Origin of the sequence: Acerihabitans arboris (assembly GCF_010131535.1) — a bacterium.
In the GTDB taxonomy this organism is placed as follows: Bacteria; Pseudomonadota; Gammaproteobacteria; order Enterobacterales; family Enterobacteriaceae; genus Acerihabitans; species Acerihabitans arboris.
In genome coordinates, this window is record NZ_WUBS01000014.1 from 24839 (window position 1) to 49273 (window position 24435).

Here is a 24435-nt window from a genome sequence, read left to right on the forward strand (position 1 = left end):
CCGCTCCGGCCGCGCGAAGGAAATTACATCCGCCCCAGGCGCTTATATTGAGCGCGCGATCGGCGCGGGGTAGATAAATTTGCCTCAGGCATTGGTATAACGCACGCGCTCCGGCATCCAGCGCTCGATCAGCGCCTGGGCGGATTCGGGATAGGTTTGGTGGATATGCCGCGCCAGCCGCTGCACTTCCGGGATCATGGCCTGGTCGCGCAGCAGGTCCGCCACTTTGAATTCCGCATTGCCGGTCTGGCGGGTGCCCAGCAGTTCACCGGGTCCCCGAATCTCCAAATCCTGCTGGGCAATGATAAAACCGTCATTGGTATCCCTTAACACCTGCAATCGCCGTTGCGCGGTCTTGCTCAGCGGCGATTTGTACAACAGCACGCAGTGGGAGGCCACCGCGCCGCGTCCCACGCGTCCGCGCAGTTGATGCAGCTGCGCCAGTCCCAGCCGTTCCGGGTTTTCGATAATCATCAGGCTGGCATTCGGCACGTCGACGCCGACTTCGATCACCGTGGTCGCCACCAACAGTTGCACCTCGCCGGCCTTGAATGCCTGCATGATCAGCTGTTTTTCCTGCGACTTCATCCGGCCGTGCACCAGCCCGATGTTCAGTTCCGGCAATGCGGCCTCCAGTCCTTCCCAGGTGGCCTGCGCCGCCTGTGCTTCCAGCAGATCGGATTCCTCGATCAAGGTACAGACCCAATAGGCCTGCCGCTGTTCCTGCAAACAGGCTTGCCGGACCCGCTGGATAATATCCTCGCGCCGGGTGTCCGGGATGGCCACCGTGGTTACCGGCGTACGGCCGGGAGGCAATTCATCGATGACCGAGGTATCCAGATCGGCATAGGCGGTCATGGCCAGCGTACGGGGGATCGGAGTGGCGGTCATGATCAACTGGTGGGGGTGGAATCCTTGCGCCAGGCCCTTTTCCCACAGCGCCAGGCGCTGGTGCACGCCGAAGCGGTGCTGCTCGTCGATAATCACCAGCGCCAGCCCGGAGAATTGCACCTGCTCCTGGAAAATCGCATGGGTGCCCACCACCATGGACACGGCGCCGGCGGCGATGGCATCCTGCTGGGCAATGCGCGCCTTGCCCTTTTGTTTGCCGGCCAGCCAGCCTACTTCAATACCCAGCGGCTCAAACCAGTTACGGAAGGTCTGCGCGTGCTGTTCGGCCAGCAGCTCGGTCGGCGCCATCAATGCCACCTGTTTGCCCTGGGCAATGGCCCGCAGCGCCGCCAGGGCCGACACCAATGTTTTGCCCGAGCCGACGTCGCCCTGCACCAAACGCATCATCGGCACCGGCTGCGCCAGGTCGCGCTCGATTTCATTCACTACCCGTTGCTGCGCGCCGGTCGGGGCAAAGGGCAGCAGGCCCAGGAATTGTTGCTTAAGATGATGATCGGCGGTGAGCGCCAGCGCCAGGTCCTTGCGCACCCCGGCCCGCACCGCCAGCATACTGAGATTATGGGCCAGCAGTTCTTCCAGGATCAGCCGTCTTTGCGCCGGGTGTTTGCCCAGCTCCAGATCGGCGAGTGAAATGTCCGGCGCGGGGCGGTGCAGCGTACGCAGGGCATCGGGCAGGCTTATCAGGCCCCGGCACAGCTCCGGCGGCAGCAGTTCGGCAATCGGGCAGGTATCGAGCAGCGTCAGCGCCTGATCCGTCAGGCTGCGCAGCGTTGCCTGGCGCACGCCTTCGGTGGTGGGATATACCGGGGTCAACGAGGGTTCAAGCGCGACATCGTCCCGATCGCCGAGCACATGGTATTCCGGATGGATGATTTCGGCGCCCTGCTGGCCGCGGCGAATTTCACCATAGGCGGTGACGCGCCTGCCTGGGGCAAGGCTGTTTTTCATCGCGGCGTTGAAGTTAAAGAAACGCAGGGTAATCATGCCGCTGTCGTCGCGCATGCGGCAGGTCAGCATGCGCCGCCGGCCGAAGCTGATATCACAGGCCAGCACTTCGCCCTGCACGGTGACAAACATGCCGGGCAGCGCATCGTTAATCGGGTATAGGCGGGTACGATCCTCGTAGCGCGAGGGTAGATGCAGCAACAGGTCCTGCAGGTTTTCCAGGCCAAGCCGCGCAAGTTTTGCCGACTGGGCGGGGCCGACCCCTGAAAGCGAACTCAGCGGTATGGCATTCAGCAGACGGCCTTCCATCATTTCAGCACTCCGTGGCAGGTAAACTGGCCCGCAATGGCGGAACGGCCGTGATGTCGCGCCAGTTGGCGGCCAGGACGTTAGTTGCGGTTACGGGTGACCCGTATCACATCCGGCATAACGCGTATTTTACGCATAATATTCGCCAGATGGACACGGTCGCGCACGGTCAGGCGAATAAACGCGCTGTAGACCCGCCCGTCTTTCTCTTCGGTGTTCAGACTCTGGATATTGGAGTCGGCGGCATTGATCGCCGCAGTCAGGTTGGCCAACGCGCCCTGGTGATTAAACATATCCGCTTTAATCTCGGCGATAAACTCCTGCTCGGTATCCAGATCCCACTCCACCGCCATGAATTTTTCCGCTTCTTTTTGGTAGCCGCGGATATTGCGGCAGGATTCATGGTGCACCACCAGCCCTTTGCCCGGGCTGACATGGGCGATAATCGGATCGCCGGGAATAGGGCGGCAGCATTTGGCGAAGGTGATAAGCACCCCTTCCGCGCCTTTGATCGGCAGGGTCTTGGGGCCTGGGACGGCGGTGCCGGTCGGCGTCATATTGGACTGATCGCCCTGGAGATTACGGGCAATCACCACGCTCATGGCATTGCCCAGGCCGATTTCCGCCAGCAGATCGTCCAGGGTGGCCAGTTTCATCCGGTCCAGCTCATGCTGGATATTTTCCGGCGGAACTTCGGCCAGTTTACGGCTGCCGCCGAGCGCGTGGTTTAATAATCGCCGGCCTAAGCTTACCGAGTCATCGCGCTTAAGGTTTTTCAACATCTGGCGGATTTTGGCACGCGCCTTGGAGCTGACGACAAAATTCAGCCAGGCGGCATTGGGCCGGGCGCCGGGGGCGGTAATGATTTCCACCGCCTGCCCGCTGGTCAGGGCCTGGGACAAGGGATAAGGCTGCCTGTCGACCCTGGCGCCGACGCAGGCGTGGCCGATATCGGTGTGCACCGCATAAGCGAAGTCCACCGGCGTGGCGCCGGCCGGCAGCTCGACGATACGACCTTCCGGGGTAAATACATAAATTTCGTCCGGAAACAGATCGGACTTAACGCTTTCAATAAATTCAAACGAGCTGCCGGCGCTTTGCTGTAGCTCCAGCAGGCTTTGCATCCAGCGCTGCGCGCGGATCTGCGCCGTGGTGCCGGTTTCACCCTGTTCTTTATACGCCCAGTGCGCCGCCACCCCCATTTCCGCCATCTGGTCCATGTCCTCGGTGCGGATTTGCACTTCCACCGGCACGCCATGGGGGCCTATCATCGAGGTGTGCAATGATTGATAGCCGTTGGCCTTGGGAATGGCGATATAATCCTTCACCCGGCCGGGGCGCGGTTTATACAGGCTATGCATCTGCCCCAGCACCCGGTAGCAGGTGTCCACTTCGCCGACGATAACCCGGAAGGCGTAGATATCCATAATGGAGTGAAAGCGCTGCTCTTTCAGATGCATCTTGCAGTAGATAGAGTAAAGGTGCTTTTCGCGCCCGCTGACGCGGCAGGGGATACCCGCTTCGGTCAGCCGTCCTTCGATTTCCGCCAGAATTTTCTGGATCATCTCTTTACGGTTGCCGCGCGCGGCCTTGACCACTTCCTTGATAACCCGGTAGCGGTTGGGATACAGCGCCTCGAAGCCCAGCTCCTCAAGTTCGGTCTTGAGATGATGGATGCCCAGCCGATGGGCCAGCGGGCTGTAAATTTCGAGGGTTTCACGGGCAATGCGGCGGCGTTTATCCGGACGCAGGGCGCCGAGGGTGCGCATATTGTGGGTGCGGTCGGCAAGTTTGATCAGCACGACGCGGATATCCTGCACCATGGCCATGATCATTTTGCGGAAGTTTTCCGCCTGGGCTTCTTTCTTGTCGCGGAACTTCAGCTTATCAAGTTTGGAAACGCCTTCGACCAGTTCGGCCACGCTTTTACCGAACAGCTGTTCCATGTCCTGGTAAGTGGCCGGCGTATCCTCAATTACATCATGCAGCAGCGCCGCCATCAGCGTTTCATGATCGAGACGCATCTCGGCCAGGATACAGGCCACGGCAACCGGATGGGTGATGTAAGGCTCGCCGCTGGAGCGTGACTGTCCCTCGTGGGCATCACGGGCGACAAGATATGCCTGCCGGAGGAGTTTGATCTGATCCTCGGGCAGGTATCGTTGAATCAATAGATTCAGGCTTTCAAACAGATACAATTGTGAACCGTTGTCCGAGTTTAGCGACGACCTTCAGCAATCGCGGTAACCGCCTGGATTTCCGCGGCTTCCTGCTCCTGCTGTTCCTGGCGATCCCGCAAGTCGAGGATCTGATTGGTGATCAGGCCTTCTTCTATTTCACGCAGGGCGATAACGGTAAACTTATCGTTTTCTTCCGCCACCAGGGGATCTTTACCGCCGACCTGAAGTTGGCGAGCGCGACGGGCAGCGACCAGCACCAGGTCAAAACGGTTACCAATTTTTTCAACGGCGTCTTGTACAGTTACGCGTGCCATATGTGAGCTACTCCGCAAATAGAGAAATGACTGGGCATCATACTGAAAGTTGTTTCAGTCCGCCAACAGTTTGGTGATTAAAGCGTCATGCCGTAACTTTTGGCGGCCAAGACGCAGGCGTTCGGCACGGATAATGGTTTTCAAATCCATTAAGGCCGTATTGAATTCGTCATTCACAATCAGATAATCATACTCGGCATAATGCGACATTTCAGCCACCGCCTGCGCCATGCGCCGCGCTATGACCTCTTCGCTGTCCTGGCCGCGGCCGCGCAGGCGCCTGTCCAGTTCTTCCCTGGAGGGGGGCAGCACAAAAATGCTGCGCGCCTGCGGCATCCGCTCACGGATTTGCTGCGCGCCCTGCCAATCGATATCCAGAAAAACATCCACGCCGGTGGATAATATCTGTTCGATCGCTTCACGCGAAGTTCCGTAATAATTACCGAAGACATTGGCATATTCCAGAAAGCATTCTTCCCGGATCATGCGCGTAAACTCAGCCTCGGAAACGAAGAAATAGTGTTCTCCGTGCGTTTCCCCCGGACGTATGGGCCGTGTGGTGTGGGAGATCGATACCTGGGTGTCGTACAGCGGTTGTGTTTTAAGCAACGCCTGGATCAGGCTTGATTTTCCCGCGCCGCTAGGTGCGGAAACAATGTAGAGCGTACCATGGACCATAGTGGGAATTTTTCGGCTGTAGTTGATAACGGTAGTTGATAAATCAACATGTGAAGGCGATATCCTGACACATTATACACGGCATTGAGCCATGTTGCAGCTTCCCTCGCAGCCTGGGCGAGGGTTTTGTGCCGTTGCCGCCGTTAAAATAGACGGCTCCGGTAAAACAACGAGCTCGAAAATAGTAGATGCAGTTTATACTTTTCGGGTATTACATAAATAAAATTTAATTGATGTGATGCTAACAATGATTAACAGCTATCATCGACAGCAGATATATAACGGGACAGGGACACCGACCGCCGCTTATATCACCTTGTAGAGTAATGGTTATTACCGCGAGGACTTAATTTCACCTCGCGCTGCCAGAAGAATCTATTGGCGTATGTTTATCAAGCACGGCTTATATTTCCTGATTCCAGGGATGGCTTTCTTCACCAACAAATGACCGCTTGTTGATGAAAAAAGTTTAGCCTTGCTTATGTTTTACGGGTGAACTGGTATACACCACCATTTTAGAATACGTCATTCGACTGCTGAAACGGCAATTAGCGCTGACTGGCTTCAAGCGCACTGCAAATCTCACTGAATTTTTCCAATTGCGATTCCGACAGCGGCGCAAGAATACGCTCCAGGATAGCCCGATGGGTCTGTTGGGCAATTTCCAGTTTGTCGCGGCCTTTTTCCGTAATATAAACATGTTTTACACGACGATCGGTCGGGCTTTGCTGACGTTGCAACATCTCGTCTTTTTCCAATGCGTCCAGCACGGTCACCACCGTACGGGAAGAGAAACCCATATAGTTCTTGATATCGGTAGCGCTGGTTTTGCCGAGGGTTATCAATTGCAGGATCTTCATTTTGGACAATGAAAGTCCTTCGTTAACCAGTTGACCGTTCACTTCTTTTCTCAGGCGATGATAGATGCGTGATAAAGATTCTACGGTGACTGACATATCAATTACTTTTTCCATTATGGTATCTCTCTGTGAAATTAAGGCGATTCACTTGCCGCGATGGCAGGTTAAAAATTTGTTATGGCGATACAGGGAATAAAGTGTCCCCTCGGTTTGTCAAAATTGACCGTATGAAGCGTTACGAAAATCAATAATAAGCTCTTCCTTGAAGGGAGCCATATACATGACGCGTTGTTTATTGCCAGCGCAGTTTATATGAATCTTTTCTATTTTGAAACATGACTAATAGAAAAATACGCATATAATATGGAGTTATCACGGCAGTGATACTTTATTTTATTTTATTACTTTTACATTAACTTGATAGTCAGCTATCTTTATATTTGTTATCAAATATAAATGGTGTAACTACATGATGTATATGGTGTTTATAAATATCTATAAATTAATAAAAATGAATCACTTATTCTTTTTCATAGGAAAGTAATAAGGGATAAAAAAATTAATTTAAATAAATTCCTCACAAAAACTGATGCCCTGGATTTAACGCGCGGATATTTTATTTAAGTTGTTGATTTGTAATTATTATGTTTTTTATCCTACCCGATGGCCGGCTGGTTATTGTCAGATTATACAAAGAGATAAAGGCATTATTTTTATTCTCGAGCCGCTACGCGGCGAGTTAGCCGATCTATTTGCCGGTGGGAAAAAACAACGATTCCGTGTTCATGCAATAACTGGGCGGTTACCCCATAACCGGATTTGGTATCACCGTTAAATGCGCCGGCGTAAATGGTCTGGCTACCGCAGGAAGGGCTGCCGTCGGTCAGCAGCGCATAGCGGCACTGATGGAGTTGCGCCATTTTTAACGTCAGGTAGGCCCCGAGGAGATAGCGTTCGGTAACGTCTTGGCCAGTGTTCTCGATAACCTTCGCCCCTTCGCTGACCCGGGTGTCGCCATAGCGGCCCACGGTAATTTCCGCCGGTGGCCGCGGCGTGCTGAAACCCGCCGCCAGCTCCGGGCAGCACACCACCAGGCGTCCCTCATTACGCCACTGCTGCAACGCGGGATGGAGCAGCGTTTTGGCCGAACCGTTATAACGGACGTTAAAGCCTGCCAGGCAGGCGCTGATTAGAATTTTATCCATGTTCATCCGCAGGCGCCACCGATACCACCTTATGATAAAGCCGCTGGTAATAAGTGCAATATGTGACTGCCAAAGGCAAAAAACCTGCTGTGTCCTTGCCGGCAGAGGGTGGCCGCGTATCGAAGCATACGTCGTTCTTATATGTCGTTCTTTTGCGAAAACGTGTCGTAATTACGACGTTCATCTTTGATAAACACTGGCAAGCTTGCTTACGTTTCCCGCTCCTACCCGGCGGAATCCGGTCCGTCCACCGCGTTTTCACCGGTGTGCCGGCGGATGTTCCCTAGCGAAAATTTAAACAGGCTGCGCTTATGTTTTTCTACCTGCTTCGGCGGCTGGTGCTGGCGGCTTCAGTGATGCTGCTTGCCATTTCGTTACTTTTTTGCCTGGTGTTCCTGGTGCCGGGCGATCCGGCGTCGGTGGCGCTGGGGCCGCGCGCCAGCGAGGCGCAAAAACAGGCGCTGCGCGAACATATGGGCCTGGACCGGCCGGCCATCGTACAGATTGGCCGCTTTATCGGTAATGTGGCCACCGGCGACCTGGGCGAAGATGTTCTTACCCGCCGGCCGGTGAGCCAATTGATTGCCAGGGCCCTGCCCAATACCCTGATCCTCGCCCTGTCGGCCATTGCCTGGGCAATCCTGCTCGGTATCCCGCTGGGCTGCTGGGCGGCGCTGCGCCAGAATAGCCTGGCCGACCGTCTTATCGGCCTCCTGTCCACCAGCGTTATCGCCCTGCCGGCTTTTGTGGTGGCGATCTACGCCCTGCTTATTTTTGCGGTCACCCTGAAATGGTTTCCCGCCATTGGCGCGGGGCGTCAGGGCGATCCCGTTTCCCAGCTCAATGCCCTGGTGTTGCCTTCTTTGACGGTGGGCCTGAGCTGGATCGGCTATATATCGCGTCTGGTGCGGGCGTCGATGCTGGAGGTACTCAAGGAAAATCATATTCGCACCTATCGCGCTTTTGGCATCGGCGAGCGGCTGATCGCCATGCGTTATGCGCTGCCGATTGCGGTGGTGCCGGTGGTGTCGGTGCTCGGCGTCGGCATTGGCTCGCTACTGTCCGGCGCGGTGCTGACCGAAATCGTCTTTGCCCGTCCGGGACTGGGAAAACTGGCTTTTGATTCGGTCATTTCGCGTAATTTCCCGGTGGTGATGGGCACGGTGGTGGTGACCTCGGGTTTTTATGTGCTGGCCAACCTGATTGCCGATTTGATTAATACCTTTCTCGACCCGCGCGTGCGGCAGGAGCTCTGATTATGGCTCTTATCACTACCTCCACCGCCGGGCTGGATACCCTGCCCGCCGCCGCCGCGCCACGTCCCGGCGCGTTTCGGGTGCTGCGCCAGGTCTGGTCGGGCGGCATGGGCCGTTTTGCGTTGATCTGCGTCGTCGCGCTGCTGGCCTGTGCCGTCTTCGCTCCCTGGCTGGCTCCGCACGATCCCATTGCCATCAAGGCGGCGCTGCGTCTCAAGGGGCCCAGCATGGAGTATTGGCTGGGCAACGATCAGTTGGGGCGCGATATTCTCTCGCGCCTGATTTATGGCAGCCGTATCGCCATGACGGTGGCGTTTATCGGTACCGGCGGCGCGCTGCTGATCGGGTCCATGCTGGGGCTGCTGGCCGGGTATGGTCCCCGGCAAATCGATACGCTGCTGATGTTGTTTTGCGACGCGCTGATGTCGATTCCGATGATTTTATTCGCGCTGGCGGTGGTGACGCTTATCGGCTCAAGCGTGGTCACCATCATCATGATTATCGTCACCTTTATGGTGCCGGGGTATTTCCGGGTGGTGCGCAGCCAGACGCGGGTGCTGAAACGCATGGAATATATCGTCGCCGCCCGCGCCATGGGCGCCTCGCCCCTGAGCGTGGTGTTCCGCCACCTGATCCCCAATCTGGTCGGCACCCTGCTGGTGCTGGTGGCGATGGATATCCCGGCGGTTATTGCCATCGAATCCGGGCTGAGTTTCCTCGGCCAGGGCGTTCAGCCTCCCGATGCCAGCTGGGGCACGGTGCTTAACGACGGCTACTCCTTTATCCGCCAGGCGCCGCATATCGTTATCGCCGCCGGCATTCCCATTATCCTGGCCACCCTGGGGTTTACCTTCCTTGGCGAAGCGCTGCGCGATGCGCTGGACCCGCGCACCGCGCAACAATCACGGGGAGGGCGCTGATGGCCCTGCTGGAAATCGAAGATCTGTCGGTCACCTATGACTCGGCCAAAGGCCCGCTGAAAGCGGTACGCAATATTTCCCTCTGTGTGGACAAAGGCGAGGTCCTGGGATTAGTGGGGGAGAGTGGTTCGGGCAAATCGACGCTGGTCGGCGCCATGCTTACCCTGCTGCCGGCCAACGCCCACGCCAGCGGCCAACTGCGCTATAAAGGGCAAAACCTGCTCGGCCTGCCGGAATACGCCAAGCGCAAACTGCGCGGCAACGGTATCGCCACGGTATCCCAAGACCCGTTCACCGCCCTTAATCCAGTCATTACCATCGGCAAGCAATTGCTGGCGTTTCAGCATCATAAACCGGGCTCCAGGGCGGACAAGATGGCGCGCGCCCTGGTGATGCTCGAGCGCGTCGGCATCTCCGACCCCCAAGGACGGTTAATGCAGTATCCCCATGAGCTGAGCGGCGGCATTCGCCAGCGCATCGCCATTGCCGCCGCCCTGCTGACCGAACCGGAGCTGCTGATCGCCGACGAACCCACTACCGCGCTGGACGCCACCACCGAAATGCAGGTGGTGGAGGTACTCCGGGCCAGCCGGAAGCTGGTGGACGGGGCCATCATCTTCGTGACCCACGATTTGCACTTGGTCAGCGCCCTTTGCGACAAGGTGGCGGTGATGTACGCCGGGGAAATAGTCGAAGCCGGCCCGATACAGCAGATTTTTACCTCGCCGTCCCATCCCTATACGCAGGCGCTGCTAGCCTGCGACCCGGAGCGGATTGAGGTGGCCACGCGTGAACTGCCGTTTATCGCCGGCTCCGTGCCGATGCCAAGCGTCGATCGGGTCGGCTGCCCTTTCCAGCCCCGCTGCGGGGCGGCCTTTGCTCCCTGCAGCGTGGAAACCCCGCCCGACACCGTGCTTGACGCCGGCGGCTGGGTGGTTCGTTGTCATAAGGTGAGCGCCCATGCTTGAGATCCAGGATTTAGTGGTTCGCTACAAGACGGGTACCCTGCTAAGCCGCCTGCGGCCCGGCGCCGTCAGTCATGTGGATGTATTGGCGGGCGTCAGCCTGCATGTGCCGCCGGGCAAGACCCTGGGACTTATCGGCGAAAGCGGCAGCGGCAAAACCACCTTAGGCCGTGCGGTTATCGGCCTGGCGCCCGCCGCGCGCGGCAGCATCCAGGTCAACGGCCGGGCGCCGAATGACGCCAGCGATCTGTCATGGCGCGCCATCCGCCGGGAAACCGGACTGATTTTCCAGGACCCGATGGCCGCGCTCGACCCGCGCATGACCGTTGAACATCTGGTCACCGAGCCTTTCACCGTTAACGGCCGTGAGATTAAGCGCCGGCAGGAGGCGTCCCGTCTGCTCGACCTGGTGGGACTGCCGTCGCTATTCCTGGACCGCTATCCCCATCAGCTGTCCGGCGGCCAGGCGCGGCGGGTTGCGGTGGCCCGCGCGCTGGCGCTGCGGCCCAAGCTGATTATTGCCGACGAACCCACCGCGGGACTGGATTTGTCGGTGCAGGGCGAACTGCTTAACCTGCTGACCTCGCTGCAGCACGAGCTGGGCATGAGCTATCTGATAATTACCCATAACCTGGCCATTACCCGTCATGTGACTGACCGCATCGCCATCATGTATCTCGGGCGCATTGTGGAAACCGGCCCCACCGACATGGTGTTTCGACTACCGGCCCACCCGTACACCCGGGCGCTGCTGAGCGCCAAAAGCAAACATAACCTGCCCGGTGCCGGCGCGTTGGCAGGCGAGGTGCCCACCCTGTCCCGCCGGCCTTCCGGCTGTGAATTCCATACCCGCTGTCCATTGGCGACCGGCCTGTGCCGTTCGGCCGCGCCGGTATTACGTCCACTCAGCGGGGAGCATCAGGTTTCCTGTCATACCCCTTTAATTAACGCTCAACCCAAACAGGCTCAGCCCAACCGCATCATAGTAAAGGAGATGCACCCATGAAAGGCCCCTCGATGAACCGACGTTCCCTTCTCAAGACGATGGCAATCCTTGCCGCCGGGGCTTCCAGCTCGCTGATGATCGGCGGCCAGACGCTGGCGTTTGCCGCGGATAATAAGAATAAGATCCTGCGGGTCCAGAACGATTTGGATATTACCAATCTGGATCCGGCCAACCGCAGCGGCTGGTATGACGAAATGGTGATGTTCGCGGTGTACTCCGGCCTGTGCCAGTACAAGGCGGGCACCGAATGGGGCTGGCAGCTGGATGCGGCTGAAATGCTGGAGCAGGTCGACCCGCTGACGGTGCATTTCAAGCTTAAGCCCGGCATTAAATGGACCGGCGACTTCGGCGAAATGACGGCGGAGGACGTTAAATACTCGTATGAGCGTTTCCTGGACCCGAAACTCTCCGCCATCTATGCCTCCGACTGGGAAGCGCTGGATCACGTGGAGGTCAAAGGCACCTATGAGGGCATTATCCACCTCAAGCACCCTTTTGCGCCGTTGTTCACCAGTACCCTGCCGCACGCCTCGGGCCTGATCGTCTGTAAAAAAGCGGTGGAAGCCGCCAAGGACAAAAAAATCGCCACCGATCCGCTGGCCTCCTCCGGTCCGTATAGAATTGGCGAATGGTTGCCGCGCGAACGGCTGACCCTGGTGCGCAATGACAAATGGAGCGGCCCGCACAGTTTTTACGACCAGATCCAACTGGTGCCGATCGGCGATCTGAATACGGCGCAAATTGCCTTTGAAGCCGGCGATTTGGATATGACCAAAATCAATATCAGCGCCATCCCCAAGTACCAGCAGGGCGTGGACGGCACGACGCTCACCGTTCGACCGGCGCTGGCCTATACCTGGCTGGGCATGAATGTCGAACACCCCCTGCTGAAAGACCTGCGGGTACGCCGGGCCATCCAGCAGGCGATCGACGTACCGTCCATCCTGGACGCCGCCTTCGGCGGCGCGGTGAAACCGGCATTCGGCCTGGTGCCGCCGCCGTTGTCCGGCGCTCGCGGCAAAAATATCTATCCCTATTCCCCGGACGCCGCCAAAAGGTTGCTGAAGGAGGCCGGCGTCGACAATTTGCAACTGCGGCTGGATTTAACGACCTCCACCGACGGCGGCACCGTGGCCCAGGTTATCCAGTCACAGCTGGCGGAAGTGGGCATCCAGCTTAAAATCAACCAGATGGATGGCGCCGCGTTTGTGGCTGCGGGCCAGGAGTCCGAAGGCACCGCCTGGAAGGACGCCCAGTTGCGCATGACCACCTTTACCACCGCGCCCGACGCCAGCTGGGTCACCGCGTGGTTTACCTGTAGCCAGGTGGGCATCTGGAATACCCAGCGCACCTGCGATAAGGCATGGGACCAGTTGAACACCGATGCGGCCAACGAGCTGGATCAGGCTAAACGGGCCGCCATGTACGTCAAGCTGCAGGATCAGCTGGAGGAGACCGGCGCCTATGTCTTTTTGTATCACGGCAGCAACGCCTGGGTGACGCCTACCCATATCAAGGGCGCCTGGACGCCTGACGGCCAGTGGCCGCTGTTCCGCGAGATTAAGAGCGTCTGATTATCCGGCTTTACCGCCCGGGCGCATATCGCCGGGCTTATCACTGAAAAAGAGAATATCGGCCCGGGGCTTATGATTGCGCCCGGGGCCGGATGTGGGAGCTTCCTTGACTACTGCCCGTATTCCCCTCGCCCCTAAAAAAAGCGTACGCACCGCCGCCAGCGCACTGAGGCATCCTAATTACCGACGATTTTTCGGCGGTCAGCTGTTATCGGTGATCGGCAGTTGGATTCATACGATTGCCCTTGGCTGGCTGATTTGGCGGCTGGGCGTGTCGTCGCCGGTCATGCTTGGGCTGCTGGCTTTTTGCAGCCAGGGACCGATCCTGCTGTTTGGCCTGTTTACCGGCGTTATCGTCGATCGCTGCGACCGTCGCCGGTTGGTACTGGCCACGCAAATCGGCCTGACGCTGTTGGTTGCGCTGTTGTCGGTGCTAACGTTAAATCATTGGATTACCGGTGAAATTGCCATCTTTATCGCGCTGGGACTGGGCCTTATCAGCGCGTTTGACCTGCCGGGACGGCAGTCGCTGGTGGTCGACCTGGTGGAATATAACGACCTGGGCAACGCGCTGGCGCTGAACTCGGTTATTTTTAACGGCGCCCGTCTTATCGGACCGGCACTGGGCGGCGTGCTGGTGGATACCGTCGGGGAAGGATGGTGTTTTGCCTTTATCGCCGCCTCCTATGTGCCGCTGATCCTGTTTTTATCCACCATGCGCATCCCGCAGCGCCCGCCGGTGACCCGTAGCGGTAGCCTGCTGACGGAGATGGGGGAAGGTCTGAGGTTCCTGCGCCAGGATCCCGACGCCCTGCGTATCCTGCTGTTGGTCGGTTTATGCAGCCTGACCAGCGTGCCGTATTTTTCCTTTTTGCCCATGCTGGCGGATACGGTGTTAAAAGGCGGCCCCGCCGGGTCGGGCATCCTGATGAGCATTACCGGCGTCGGCGCGCTGACGGCCGCCCTGCGCCTGGCGTGGAGCAGCGATATCGGCAAGATGCGCCCCTGGCCGATGTGGGCGGCGCTGATGCTGGGCGTCTCCCAGGTTTGCCTGGGCCTGTCGCACCTGTTCTGGCTGAGCGCCCTGATAGCCGCGCCGATAGGTTATGCCATTTTAACCCAGAACCTGAGCTCGAACTCGCTGCTCCAGCACCGGGTGCCCGACGCCCTGCGCGGACGGCTGATGTCCTTTTATTCCATGATGCTGATTGGCACCGTGCCCATCGGCGCCATGATCTGCGGCGGCGCGGCCGAACTGCTCGGGCTGCCGCTGACCATGATCATCGGCGGCCTGGCATGCCTGGCCGGCGTAGCCGCCATCGCCGGCTGGGATTGCTTTAGCGCCCGGCGCAACGCGTGATTTCCCTACTTTTATCCGTTATCGCCGGGAGGCACCAGCATGTCAGACACTATTGAACCATTACTTGCGGTACCCGCGTATCGCCAGATAGTCATTCCCCTGTCGGATGGCGTGCGGCTTGCCGCCCGACTGTGGTTGCCGGATGGCGACACCCGGGTTCCGCTGGTGCTCGAATGGATTCCTTATCGCCAATCCGATAATACGGCGGTGGGCGACTCGATGATCCACGGCTTCTTCGCCGCCCATGGCATGGCCGCCATGCGTATCGACCTGCGCGGCAGCGGCAACTCCACCGGGCTGCTGCAAGACGAGTACCTGGCCCGGGAGCAGGATGACGCGGTGGAGGTAATAGCCTGGATCGCCGCCCAGCCGTGGTGCAACGGCAACGTCGGCATGATCGGCATCTCCTGGGGCGGTTTTGCCGCGCTGCAGATCGCCGCCCGCCGGCCGCCGGCGCTGAAGGCCATTATTACCTGTTGTTCCACCGACGATCGTTATGCCGACGACGTGCATTTCATGGGCGGGGCGCTGCTGACCGACGGGCTGCAATGGGGCAGCGGCTTGTTTACCCAGCTGGGCCGGCCGCTGGACCCGGCCCATGTGGGCGAGGGCTGGCGCGATTTATGGCTGCAACGCCTTGAGGGCATGGAGCCGCCGCTCGGCCGATGGCTGGCGCATATGGAGCGCGACGATTTCTGGCGGCACGGATCGGTATGCGAAAACTACGACGATATCCAGTGCGCGGTCTATGCGGTGGGCGGCTGGACCGATGGTTATTCCGACGCCATCCTGCGCCTGATGGCAAACCTGAACGTGCCGCGCAAAGGGCTGATCGGTCCCTGGACCCATATCTATCCTAACTGGGGCACGCCGGGACCGGCTATCGATTTCCTCGGCGTTTGCCAACGCTTTTGGCGGCAATGGCTGCTGGGTGAGGAGACCGGTATTATGGACGAGCCGATGCTGGATCTCTGGCAGGGGGAGCATTTACGTTCGGAACCCTCGTCGCTGACTCTCGATGGCCAGTGGATCACCGCGCCGGGCTGGCCGGTGGCTTCGCCAAGCCGGGATTTCTACCTGGCCGACGGCCGGTTGTCGGACCTTCCGCCTCCGCCTGTGCCCGCGTCCGCCTCAATGAACGCGCCGACGCATACGCCCACATCCTCGCTGGTGATAGATACGCCGATGCACTGCGGCCTGATGGCCGGCGAGTGGTGCCCATTGGACGGCGGCGGCAACGCGCCGGAATTCCAGGACGATCAGCGCCAGGACGACGGCCTGTCGGTCTGCTTTGATACCCCGGTCCTTAATGAGCCGTTGATCCTATGCGGCAAGGCCGGGCTGGAAGTGGATATTGCTTTTGATACTCCCTCGGCCATGGTGATCCTACGGTTAAACGAGGTAGCCGCCGACGGCCGCTCCGCCCGCATTACCTTTGGCATCCATCGGCTGGTGCGTCCCGATGTGCCGGCCGGGCAGGCCTTTCGGGTGGTATTGCCGTTAAAAGGCGTTGCCTACCGTTTTTCCCCTGGCTGCCGGGTGCGCCTGGCGCTGTCGACCACCTACTGGCCTATGGCCTGGGCCGAGCCCGGCCAGGGGCCGGTAACGCTGTTCCCGCACGGCGCGGTGTTCCGCCTGCCGTCCCGTGCGCCGGACGTGCTGGATCGCGCCGGGCCGTTTGGGGCCGCCCGTTCTGCGCCCGCGCTGGACCATGATATATTGGCGCGGGAAGTCACGTCACGCCAGGTACAATGGGACGCGGCCAGCGGTACGCACCGGCTGACCATGGATGCCAAACGGCAGCAGACCCGCATCGGCGAGCTGAGTTTTGACGGCGAGGGCCATGAGTCCTACGATATCGGCGCCACGCCTGAAAGCGCCCGCTGGGAGGCAGTACGGATGCAGCGTTATACCCGGCCCGGCTGGCATATCGAGCTGCGCAGCGAAACAACCCTGGCCTGGAAAGACTCCGCGCTGATCCTGACCTCCCGCTATGAAGCGCGGGAAAACCAGCAGGTGGTGTTTGAACGGCGGTGGGAACAGCAATTTGCCGCAAGAATTAACGGCAAAAACACCTGATTACGTTAGTATGGTGAACATGACGGGCTTAACGTTGCGCAACCGGACCCTGTAATATGCAGCCAAATGAACCCATCGTGTTTACCTTCCTGCTGGGCCATGATTTTTCCATGATGAGCCTGGCGTCGGCCATTGAGCCGCTGCGATCCTATAACCGGCTATACGAGCAAAAAGCCTTCGCCTGGCACCTGGCCAGCCTGGCCGGGGAGCCGGTCGAGGCGGCCAATGGCATTCCCTTCCCCACCGTGCCGGTTAACGACGTGCTGCCGGTTTCCCATTATCTGTTTATCTGCGGCGGCGAACGCGTGGTAGCGCCCAAGTTCGAGCGTGGTTATCTCAAGGCCGTGCGGCAGGCGGCCCGGGCCGGTATGTTTGTCGGCTCTCTTTCCACCGGCACGTTCCTGTTGGCCAAATGCGGCTTGCTCAAGGGATATCGCTGTACTATCCATTGGGAAAGCCGCACCGCGTTCGAGGAAAGTTATCCGGACATTGAGTGTACCCGCAAGATCTTCGAGATCGACCGCAACCGGCTGACCTGCTCCGGCGGGACGGCGGCGATGGATATGATGCTGACCCTGATTGCCGAGCGCTATGGCGACGATCGCGCCACCGCCGTCGCCAATCAGTTCCATCACGAACGGATCCGCAGCGCCGCCGACGATCAGCTCGGCGGCCGACCCTCGCAGGCGCCGATCCCGGCGACGCTGGGGTCGGCTATCGCCATTATGCAGACGCATATTGAAGATCTCCTGCCGTTGCCGGAAATCTCGGCGCGGGTCGGCATCGGCAGTCGTCAGCTTGAGCGGCTGTTCGCCCACTATTTTGCCAAGACGCCCCAGCGTTATTATCTGGAGCTGCGCCTGGAGCGGGCGCGGGAGATGCTGATTTATTCGGATTTATCGATTATTGATATTGCGGTATCGGCCGGCTTCAGCTCCACATCGCATTTCGCCGGTGGATTCCGGCGCGCGTTCGGCGTGCTGCCGTCGGATATGCGGCGCGCCCGGCGCGCCAAAAACCGCTGAACGCGCTGCCTGTTTTCCGCGCCGGATATTACGTCAGCCGAGAAACCCCGCCCCCGATGGCGATGGAGGCGTTTGCGTGGCCGGGGTTAATACAAATCGGCCCGGCGGTCCGCGATGTAAGGATGATTTAGCCGCCAGGCGCTGAGCGTTTCCAGGCTGATGTCCGCCGTTATAAATGCCGCCCCGCCCGAGGGCGCCGTCGCTACAATGGCGCCGTCCGGTCCGGCCAAGCGGCTTTGACCAACGCAGGGGAACGCGCCGCCGGTATCGCCGCGATTGGCAAAAACGACATAACAGCCGTTTTCATAGGCCCGGGCGGGCACCGTATGGCGGGGTACTACGTCATAACCGGCGCTGGTGGCGCTGATGCACAGCAGGCAATCCATACCGTTTGCCGCCAGCGCGCGCGCCGCTTCGGGAAAATCCAGGTCGTAGCAGATAAGCAAACCGAAATTTAACCCTTCCAGCACCACGTTGACCAGCCTGTTGCCGGGGCGGAACAATGCCGTCTCGTAACCGGACCATAGATGGGTCTTGCGATAATTAGCCAACACCCGGCCATGGCGATCGATAAGGCGCAGCGCATTATACAGCCCCTCGGCGCCCCGCTCGGCATAGCCGAATACCAACGCCTGCTGCTTTTCCCGCGCCAGTTCCGCGAGTGCCTGCAGGGTCGCGTCGCCTTGGGCCAACGCCATACGCTGGATACGGTCGGGATCGTCATATCCGCACAAGGCCAATTCCGGCAGCATGATCATATCGGCGTCCGGCAGGGCGTCCATCGCCGCGCGCACCCAGTCCGCGATCCCGCCCCGCCCGGCGGGCGCGCCGGTTATCTGGGCGATGCCAATCTTCATGATACCTCTCCGCCAGGCCGGGCGCCGGGGAAAAACGGGAAATAATCTTCCCAGCGGCGCGAGAAGATGGCGCGGTCATGATCAAAGGCATCAAGGCTGGACTCAAGCCGCCAGCCGTCGTGGTCCGCGCTTAGCCGGGTGGTCACCTCCAGCCTGGCCTGCCAGTCGCCGCGCTGAAAACCGGCGCTGCGCACCGCCTCGGAACTGGCCGATAGCGGGTCGAGAGCGTTCACCCTATACGTTTCCCGTCCCAGTGCGTCCAGGCGCAGGCCGGTTTCCTCCAGCATCAGCGCCCCGAGGTTGCGCGCCACCTCCAGGGTGGTATCGCCGTCATCCATATCCCGGACCAGGCGCAGGCGTCCCCGCTGCGGCGGCACCAGCACCCGGGCAGGGACGGGCGCTGGCGACCGGGGAGCGCCGAGATCCGGCGCGGCGCACGGGTCGATTATGTCGTTGCGCAGCGGCAGTTCAACGCTGCCGGCGTACAGCGTGACGACGGCGCGCGTCGGCAGGGGGGCGGCCAAAGGCCAGTAGGCGGTGGAAACGGCCACGCGCAGGCGAAAGCCGGCGGGCAGCTCAAACGCGACGGCCTTAAGCGGCAGCCGGACGGTATAATGCCCGCCAGGCACCAGCGGCTCGCAGCGATCGTGGCCGTTACGCTGGGTCAGGTTAAGCAGGCCGTAGGTGATTCGGATAGAGGCGCCGTCCGGGCCAACCGCGTTCAGGCGTACCGCGATCATGGCCTGTGGCCGATCGGCGGCCAGCTCAATATTGATGATCGGGCGGCCCAGGATCTGTAGCGATGTATCGGCTACCGGCCCGTCGAAACAGGCGGAACCGGCGTCGTCCTCGCGCTGGTCACCGGGCATATCCGGACCCCAGCCGTAAGGACACCACTCTCCCGACGCGATGCCGGTGGTGGCCGGCGAACAGACGGTGATGGCGAACGGCGGCGACGCGGCCGGCTGCAAACCCCCGGCAGCCAGGTGAAGGATCCGCGCGCCGGGCGACTCAGCCGGCCACCGGCGTTCGGCAACCCAGCGGCCGCGCCGCGCCGGATAACGGGCGCGCGCGGGCTCCGCTTCCTGCATCCAGCAGGTCAGCATTGGCTCATCCATAATGCCGGTCCGCTCACCCTTAAGCCAGTGATCGAACCAGCGCGTGACGTAGCCGATAAAATCGATTTGCGGTCCCGGCGTGGCGATATGCGGGAACGCGTGGCCCCAGGGGCCAATCAGGCCCTTGCGTGGTCCCGGCAGGTTTTCCAGCAGGCGCAGCACGGTGTTGGTGTAGCCGTCCGCCCAGCCGCCGACCGCCAGCACCGGCACCTGGACGGCGGCGTAATCCTCGCAGACCGAGCCGCTGCGCCAATAGTCGTCGCGTACCGCATGGCGCATCCAGCGCGCCGGGGGCGGCTGGTCCATGGCCTGCAGCCGCTCCAGCCAGATATCCCGCCAGCCGTCGCCGACGATATCGGGGTCGGGCGGGGTCGGCGTCCAGGTAAACAGCGTGGCGCCATACTGCAGGTTATCGTTAAGCAGCACGCCGCCCATATAATGCATATCATCGGCATAGCGGTCGTCGGTGGAGCAGGCGGTAACGATGGCTTTGAGCGCCGGCGGCCGCAGGGCGGCGATTTGCAACGCGTTAAAGCCGCTCCAGGAGATGCCTATCATCCCCACCGCGCCCGCGCACCAGGGCTGCGCGGCGATCCAGGCAATCACTTCGCAGGCGTCGGACCATTCCTGCGGCGTATATTCGTCGTTCATCAGGCCGTCGGAATCCCCCGCGCCGCGCATGTCGACCCTGACCGCGGCGTAACCGGCTTCGGCCAGGGCTGGATGCAAGATGGCATCGTCCCCGCGATGGCGATCGCGCCGCCGGTAGGGCAGATATTCCAGTATCGCCGGCACCGGCCCGGGGGCATCCGGCAACCACATCCGCGCCGCCAGCCGACAGCCGTCCGACAGGGTGATCCACACCGTTTCAATTATCCGCATGGGCATTTCCCCGCACTCGTTTCGATAGCCTTATCTTTGCACAGCGCCAATCGCAGACCATGATGAATACGTCATGTTTTGCTGAAAATACGACATGCCGACGGCGATGCCCAAGGCTTAAATCTTCCGCCCAGCCTGGCGGGAAAGATTAAGATGCTGATAAAATACGCTGGTGGGGGAGGGGTATACCGCCGTTCGCAACGCAATCGGGCGGGGCTATTGTCCCAGGGGGAATTAACGTAATATGGCCGGCGACATCCGTGAACCGGCATTGCCAATGATTTCTATCCGGCCCTGCGGGCAATCCGTTAACATTACCAGGCCTAAAACTTACCGCGCCGGCGGCAATTCAAGCCTGTCCATTGGCAGGAATCCCGATGAACCCGAACTGGTATGACTGGCACCACCGCGAGCTGACGACTCAACGCCTGTATGACATCCTGGCCCTGCGCAATGCGGTGTTTATCATCGAGCAAAACTGCCTTTATCAGGATGTTGACGGCCGTGATCTGGTTGGCGACAACCGCCATGTGGCAGGCTATCTGGACGGTGAATTAATCGCTTATGCCCGGATCCTGGCGGGTGGGGATCAATTGGCCATCGGCCGCGTAATTGTGTCGACCAACGCTCGCGGCGCCAACCTGGGCCGTCAGTTAATGGAGCGGGCGCTGGCGGCATGCGCGGCGCATTGGCCGGGCCGGACCATCCACCTGTCCGCCCAGGCTCATCTGCAGGCGTTCTATGGTCGTTTAGGTTTCAGCGCGGTGACCGAAGTGTATGACGAAGACGGCATCCCCCATATTGGCATGGATAACGCCAATCGCTGCTAGAATAGACGGCCCCGCGGCCGCCGGTAAAGCCATAAGCCTTGAAACGTGTTAACGCCACCGCCGTATAGCGGCGGTTTCAATACCTGGACATAACTGCGCCGCTATTATCTCCATTGGGATAAACACATTTCCGCGACAATACCCGGACCAAAACCGGCAATGATAGCTTTGCCGCCTGTTTTAAACAGGCTGGATTCATGCATCCGCCGATAAGCTTCGAATACCACCGAGCTGGCGATATTGCCGCAATTGACCAGCGTGTCGCGGCTAAATGAAAATTGCTCCCGCTGCACGCCGAGGTATTTACATAAATCGTCCAATATTCTCGGCCCGCCCGCGTGGATAATGTAGTAATCAAGCTTATCGATTTCCCAGCCATGCGCGTGGGCAAATTCCGTCATCACCGGCGCCAGGGGTTTCATCGTGCCGGGCACGCGTTTATCCAGCCGGAAGTGAAAACCGGTGTCTTTTACGGCATAGCGGATCCATTCATCGGTTTCCGGAATTAAATAACTGCTGTTGCGCTGTAACTCCAGCCCGTTGCCGGAATGGGCGGTGACTACCGCTGCGGTTATCGCATCGCCAAACAGGCCGTCCGAAAGGAGACTGCCGATATCACCGTCGGTAGGCTGATAGCTTAGCGAGCAAAATTCACAGCTGACAATCAGTACGTTGCTGTCGGGATGCGCGACGATAAAATCCAGCGCCCGGTTTATCGCCGCGCCGCCCGCGGCACAACCCATTTGCGATATAGGAATTTGCACGGTATCGAGGGGAAATCCCATTTTATTGATAAGCCATGCGGTTAAGGACGGCATCAAAAAGCCGGAGCAGGAAACGTAAATTATCGCTGAAATATTCTTGGCGGTAATATCGGCATGGCCTAGCGCTTCCTCAATCACTCCCGGAACAAGTCGTTTTGATTGATACTCAAAAATTGCATTTCTATAGCCAAAGCCAGGGTGAAGAGATGCAAGTTCAATTGGTTGAATAATATGTCTTTTTTTAACACCTGTATTGGTAATAAGGTCGATTGCTTTATCCAGGTTGGGATTATCCTTGAATTCCCGTTTAGCTAATTCAATCGTATCCTCCAGGGTAATAATATATTCCGGCAGATAAATTGCTGGTTTGTGTAGTGTAGGCATTTTTAGCATAGCTCCATAACATCTTTATAATAAGTCAATTAACTCATTCACGTCTTCAATTAATACAAACTTAGCGCCTTAATATTGGTAGTCAGGAACCAATTTGTCAATCCAAAAAATCTATTGTTTATGGAAAAAATGTTATTTTAAAAAAATACCCTATATTCGATAGTTAAAATTTTCGATTTTATGCTTGTAAAGAATTATGCGGATCTGGCAATGTAGATAAATATCACTTTAACCCGACAGAAATAAATGTTGTCAAAGAATATTTTTTTCTAATATATAGCTTAAATTTATGACGCCGTGTTGTGTTCGGAATTAGGCAATAAGCAACCATATTTACAATAATAATGCATTTATTCCAGTGGAATATACCACCAACAGCTGAAAAGGTAGTTTAAAGTATATATCGTTCCGGCAAGGCAGTGCGTTGCCAGGTGGATTATTTATAGGAATTTTATATTGATATATAAATAATAAGTTTATTAATGTTAAACAAATGATTATTTATAGCTTCCGACACATCCTCGGGCCGCGCGCTCTTTTCCTCGCGTCCGGCGTCGGGCCTGATAATATAGAATGACTTTAACCGCTACCTGAACAGGCAACTGAGCCATGATCAACCATTATTGGGTCGATATCTCCAGGGATAATGATACGCAGGTCGAAACCATCAGGGCACATTTCGAGGGCCATGCCTACGATGCCCATTGGCATGACAGTTATCTGATAGGGGTAACGGAGGCGGGGATCCAACAATTCCACTCAGGGAAGATAAAATACCGCAGCACGCCCGGCAAGGTGTTTGCGCTGGAACCGGGAGATGTCCATGACGGCGATGCCATCGATCGGGCTGGATTCACCTATCGTATGCTTTACATCCCGCCTGGGCTGTTTCATCAGGCGTTGCCGGCTATTTTTGACCAGGCGCCGGATCGGTTTGAAATGTCTTTTCCGGCGACGCTTATCGACGATCGCCAACTGGCCACGGTTACCCTGGCGGCATTTGACGCGCTGCATTTCCAGGAGCTGAAAATCGTCAGGGACTATCGGATACAGCAATTGATATTGTCCCTTACCCGGCGGTTCCCCTGGCGTAAAAAGCCCGGCCCGGAAGGGCATAAAACCCCGGCGGTCCATCGTGTGCGGGACTATCTTCACGATATGATGAGCGAAGATATTGGCCTGACAGAACTGGCCGCCGTGGCGGGGATGGATCGTTTTCGCTTAAGCCGCGAGTTTGCGGCAACCTTTGGCCTGCCGCCCCATGCCTATTTGGTACAACTGCGCCTGGCCAGATCGCGCAGGCTGCTGTCGTTGGGCGTCAGCCCGGCGGATGTGGCCGCCCTGACGGGGTTTGCCGATCAAAGCCACCTGGGCCGCTGGTTCAGGCGCGCTTATCAGATGACGCCCGCCGCCTACCGGCAGATCTGCACAAACGTTCCAGACCGCTAAAATGCCAATGTTCTATGCTTTGTTTTCCACAACGCAGGAGAATGAGCATGAGTACAATTATTGAAACAATTTCCGTCCAGCCTGAACGATGCGTTATCGTTCTCAACCAAGATTTGCCGTCAGGCAAAGCGGCCAATGCCTCCGCGGTCATCGCCCTCACCGTGGGCCAGCGTCATCCTGAACTGGTGGGCGCGCCGTTGATCGATGCGGATAACGGCGAATATCCGGGGCTTATCCCGATCGGCATCCCGGTGCTGAGTGCTCATGAGGAAACGCTGAAAAATCTATCCACGATGTGTCGACAACAGGGCCTGGACCGGGTGATATTTCCCATCGAAGGGCAGGAAACCACGGACTATCATGATTTCCGCGCCGCGTTACTGCTACAAAGGCCCGAAGAGCTCCGGCTGCTGGGTATCGCGATTATCGGCAATAAAAAAACGGTACGAAAGCTCACCGCCAACTGCAAGCTGTTTGGCTGACCCGATAGCGGCCGGATCCGTTCCCTATGGGGCGCCATGATAGCTAAAAACAGTCGCCGTGCTTAAGCACGG

General features: G+C 58.5%; 20 protein-coding genes. 11 read left to right on the forward strand and 9 right to left on the reverse strand.

Going from position 1 to position 24435, the window contains the following annotated elements; genetic code table 11:
* Window positions 1–84: 84 nt before the first annotated feature.
* From recG to GRH90_RS18525, 6 genes are all read right to left on the reverse strand, one after another.
* A complete protein-coding gene (gene recG, locus GRH90_RS18500; RefSeq protein WP_162367598.1) occupies window positions 85–2166 on the reverse strand; it encodes an ATP-dependent DNA helicase RecG in 2082 nt (693 codons plus the stop codon).
* Between the two features lie 80 nt (window positions 2167–2246).
* The gene (gene spoT, locus GRH90_RS18505; RefSeq protein WP_162367443.1) at window positions 2247–4364 is read right to left on the reverse strand and encodes a bifunctional GTP diphosphokinase/guanosine-3',5'-bis pyrophosphate 3'-pyrophosphohydrolase; all 2118 of its coding nucleotides are present in this window, start codon (window positions 4362–4364) and stop codon (window positions 2247–2249) included.
* 20 nt (window positions 4365–4384) lie between these two features.
* Window positions 4385–4660 carry a DNA-directed RNA polymerase subunit omega gene (rpoZ, locus tag GRH90_RS18510; RefSeq protein ID WP_132924177.1) on the reverse strand — a complete coding sequence of 92 codons (276 nt, stop codon included), beginning with the start codon at window positions 4658–4660 and terminating at the stop codon, window positions 4385–4387.
* Window positions 4661–4714: 54 nt separating this feature from the next.
* Window positions 4715–5338 (reverse strand): guanylate kinase, encoded by a 624-nt coding sequence (gene gmk, locus GRH90_RS18515; protein ID WP_162367444.1) that lies wholly within the window; start codon window positions 5336–5338, stop codon window positions 4715–4717.
* A gap of 548 nt (window positions 5339–5886) precedes the next feature.
* On the reverse strand, window positions 5887–6312 hold the full coding sequence (locus GRH90_RS18520) for a MarR family winged helix-turn-helix transcriptional regulator (protein WP_162367445.1): 426 nt from the start codon (window positions 6310–6312) through the stop codon (window positions 5887–5889).
* 599 nt (window positions 6313–6911) lie between these two features.
* On the reverse strand, window positions 6912–7403 hold the full coding sequence (locus GRH90_RS18525) for a 2-thiouracil desulfurase family protein (protein ID WP_162367446.1): 492 nt from the start codon (window positions 7401–7403) through the stop codon (window positions 6912–6914).
* Between the two features lie 311 nt (window positions 7404–7714).
* Between GRH90_RS18525 and GRH90_RS18530 the strand changes: the two genes are divergently transcribed.
* From GRH90_RS18530 to GRH90_RS18565, 8 genes are all read left to right on the forward strand, one after another.
* A complete protein-coding gene (locus GRH90_RS18530; RefSeq protein WP_162367447.1) occupies window positions 7715–8659 on the forward strand; it encodes an ABC transporter permease in 945 nt (314 codons plus the stop codon).
* A 2-nt stretch (window positions 8660–8661) separates the two neighbouring features.
* Window positions 8662–9579 carry an ABC transporter permease gene (locus tag GRH90_RS18535; RefSeq protein ID WP_162367448.1) on the forward strand — a complete coding sequence of 306 codons (918 nt, stop codon included), beginning with the start codon at window positions 8662–8664 and terminating at the stop codon, window positions 9577–9579.
* A complete protein-coding gene (locus GRH90_RS18540; protein WP_162367449.1) occupies window positions 9579–10547 on the forward strand; it encodes an ABC transporter ATP-binding protein in 969 nt (322 codons plus the stop codon). Before GRH90_RS18535 ends, GRH90_RS18540 begins: the two co-directional genes overlap by 1 nt.
* Entirely contained in the window at window positions 10540–11550 is a 1011-nt protein-coding gene (locus GRH90_RS18545) for an ABC transporter ATP-binding protein (RefSeq protein ID WP_162367450.1), read from the forward strand. The genes GRH90_RS18540 and GRH90_RS18545 overlap by 8 nt, the downstream gene beginning before the upstream one ends.
* Entirely contained in the window at window positions 11547–13124 is a 1578-nt protein-coding gene (locus tag GRH90_RS18550; RefSeq protein WP_162367451.1) for an ABC transporter substrate-binding protein, read from the forward strand. The genes GRH90_RS18545 and GRH90_RS18550 overlap by 4 nt, the downstream gene beginning before the upstream one ends.
* Window positions 13125–13230: 106 nt before the next feature.
* Window positions 13231–14484 carry an MFS transporter gene (locus tag GRH90_RS18555; protein ID WP_162367452.1) on the forward strand — a complete coding sequence of 418 codons (1254 nt, stop codon included), beginning with the start codon at window positions 13231–13233 and terminating at the stop codon, window positions 14482–14484.
* A gap of 39 nt (window positions 14485–14523) precedes the next feature.
* Window positions 14524–16563 carry a CocE/NonD family hydrolase gene (locus GRH90_RS18560; protein ID WP_162367453.1) on the forward strand — a complete coding sequence of 680 codons (2040 nt, stop codon included), beginning with the start codon at window positions 14524–14526 and terminating at the stop codon, window positions 16561–16563.
* Between the two features lie 56 nt (window positions 16564–16619).
* On the forward strand, window positions 16620–17588 hold the full coding sequence (locus GRH90_RS18565) for a GlxA family transcriptional regulator (protein WP_162367454.1): 969 nt from the start codon (window positions 16620–16622) through the stop codon (window positions 17586–17588).
* Window positions 17589–17674: 86 nt separating this feature from the next.
* Here the strand turns inward: GRH90_RS18565 and GRH90_RS18570 are convergent, their stop codons facing one another.
* Both GRH90_RS18570 and GRH90_RS18575 read right to left on the reverse strand, forming a co-directional pair.
* On the reverse strand, window positions 17675–18445 hold the full coding sequence (locus GRH90_RS18570) for a nitrilase-related carbon-nitrogen hydrolase (RefSeq protein WP_162367455.1): 771 nt from the start codon (window positions 18443–18445) through the stop codon (window positions 17675–17677).
* Window positions 18442–20445: a CocE/NonD family hydrolase gene (locus GRH90_RS18575; RefSeq protein WP_218586264.1), complete on the reverse strand. Its 2004-nt coding sequence runs from the start codon at window positions 20443–20445 to the stop codon at window positions 18442–18444. The genes GRH90_RS18570 and GRH90_RS18575 overlap by 4 nt, the downstream gene beginning before the upstream one ends.
* A 377-nt stretch (window positions 20446–20822) precedes the next feature.
* Here GRH90_RS18575 and GRH90_RS18580 point away from each other — a divergent pair, with 377 nt between their 5' ends.
* Window positions 20823–21275, forward strand: a complete 453-nt coding sequence (locus tag GRH90_RS18580; protein ID WP_162367457.1) for a GNAT family N-acetyltransferase — start codon at window positions 20823–20825, stop codon at window positions 21273–21275.
* 104 nt (window positions 21276–21379) lie between these two features.
* On the opposite strand, the gene GRH90_RS18585 is transcribed toward GRH90_RS18580, so the two are convergent.
* A complete protein-coding gene (locus GRH90_RS18585; protein WP_218586265.1) occupies window positions 21380–22432 on the reverse strand; it encodes a type III polyketide synthase in 1053 nt (350 codons plus the stop codon).
* A 609-nt stretch (window positions 22433–23041) separates the two neighbouring features.
* On the opposite strand from GRH90_RS18585, the gene GRH90_RS18590 reads away from it, so the two are divergent.
* Together GRH90_RS18590 and GRH90_RS18595 are read left to right on the forward strand one after the other, a co-directional pair.
* A complete protein-coding gene (locus tag GRH90_RS18590; protein ID WP_162367458.1) occupies window positions 23042–23881 on the forward strand; it encodes an AraC family transcriptional regulator in 840 nt (279 codons plus the stop codon).
* 47 nt (window positions 23882–23928) lie between these two features.
* Complete coding sequence (locus GRH90_RS18595; RefSeq protein ID WP_246236143.1) at window positions 23929–24363, forward strand: DUF2000 domain-containing protein; 435 nt, start codon at window positions 23929–23931, stop codon at window positions 24361–24363.
* Window positions 24364–24435 lie beyond the last annotated feature (72 nt).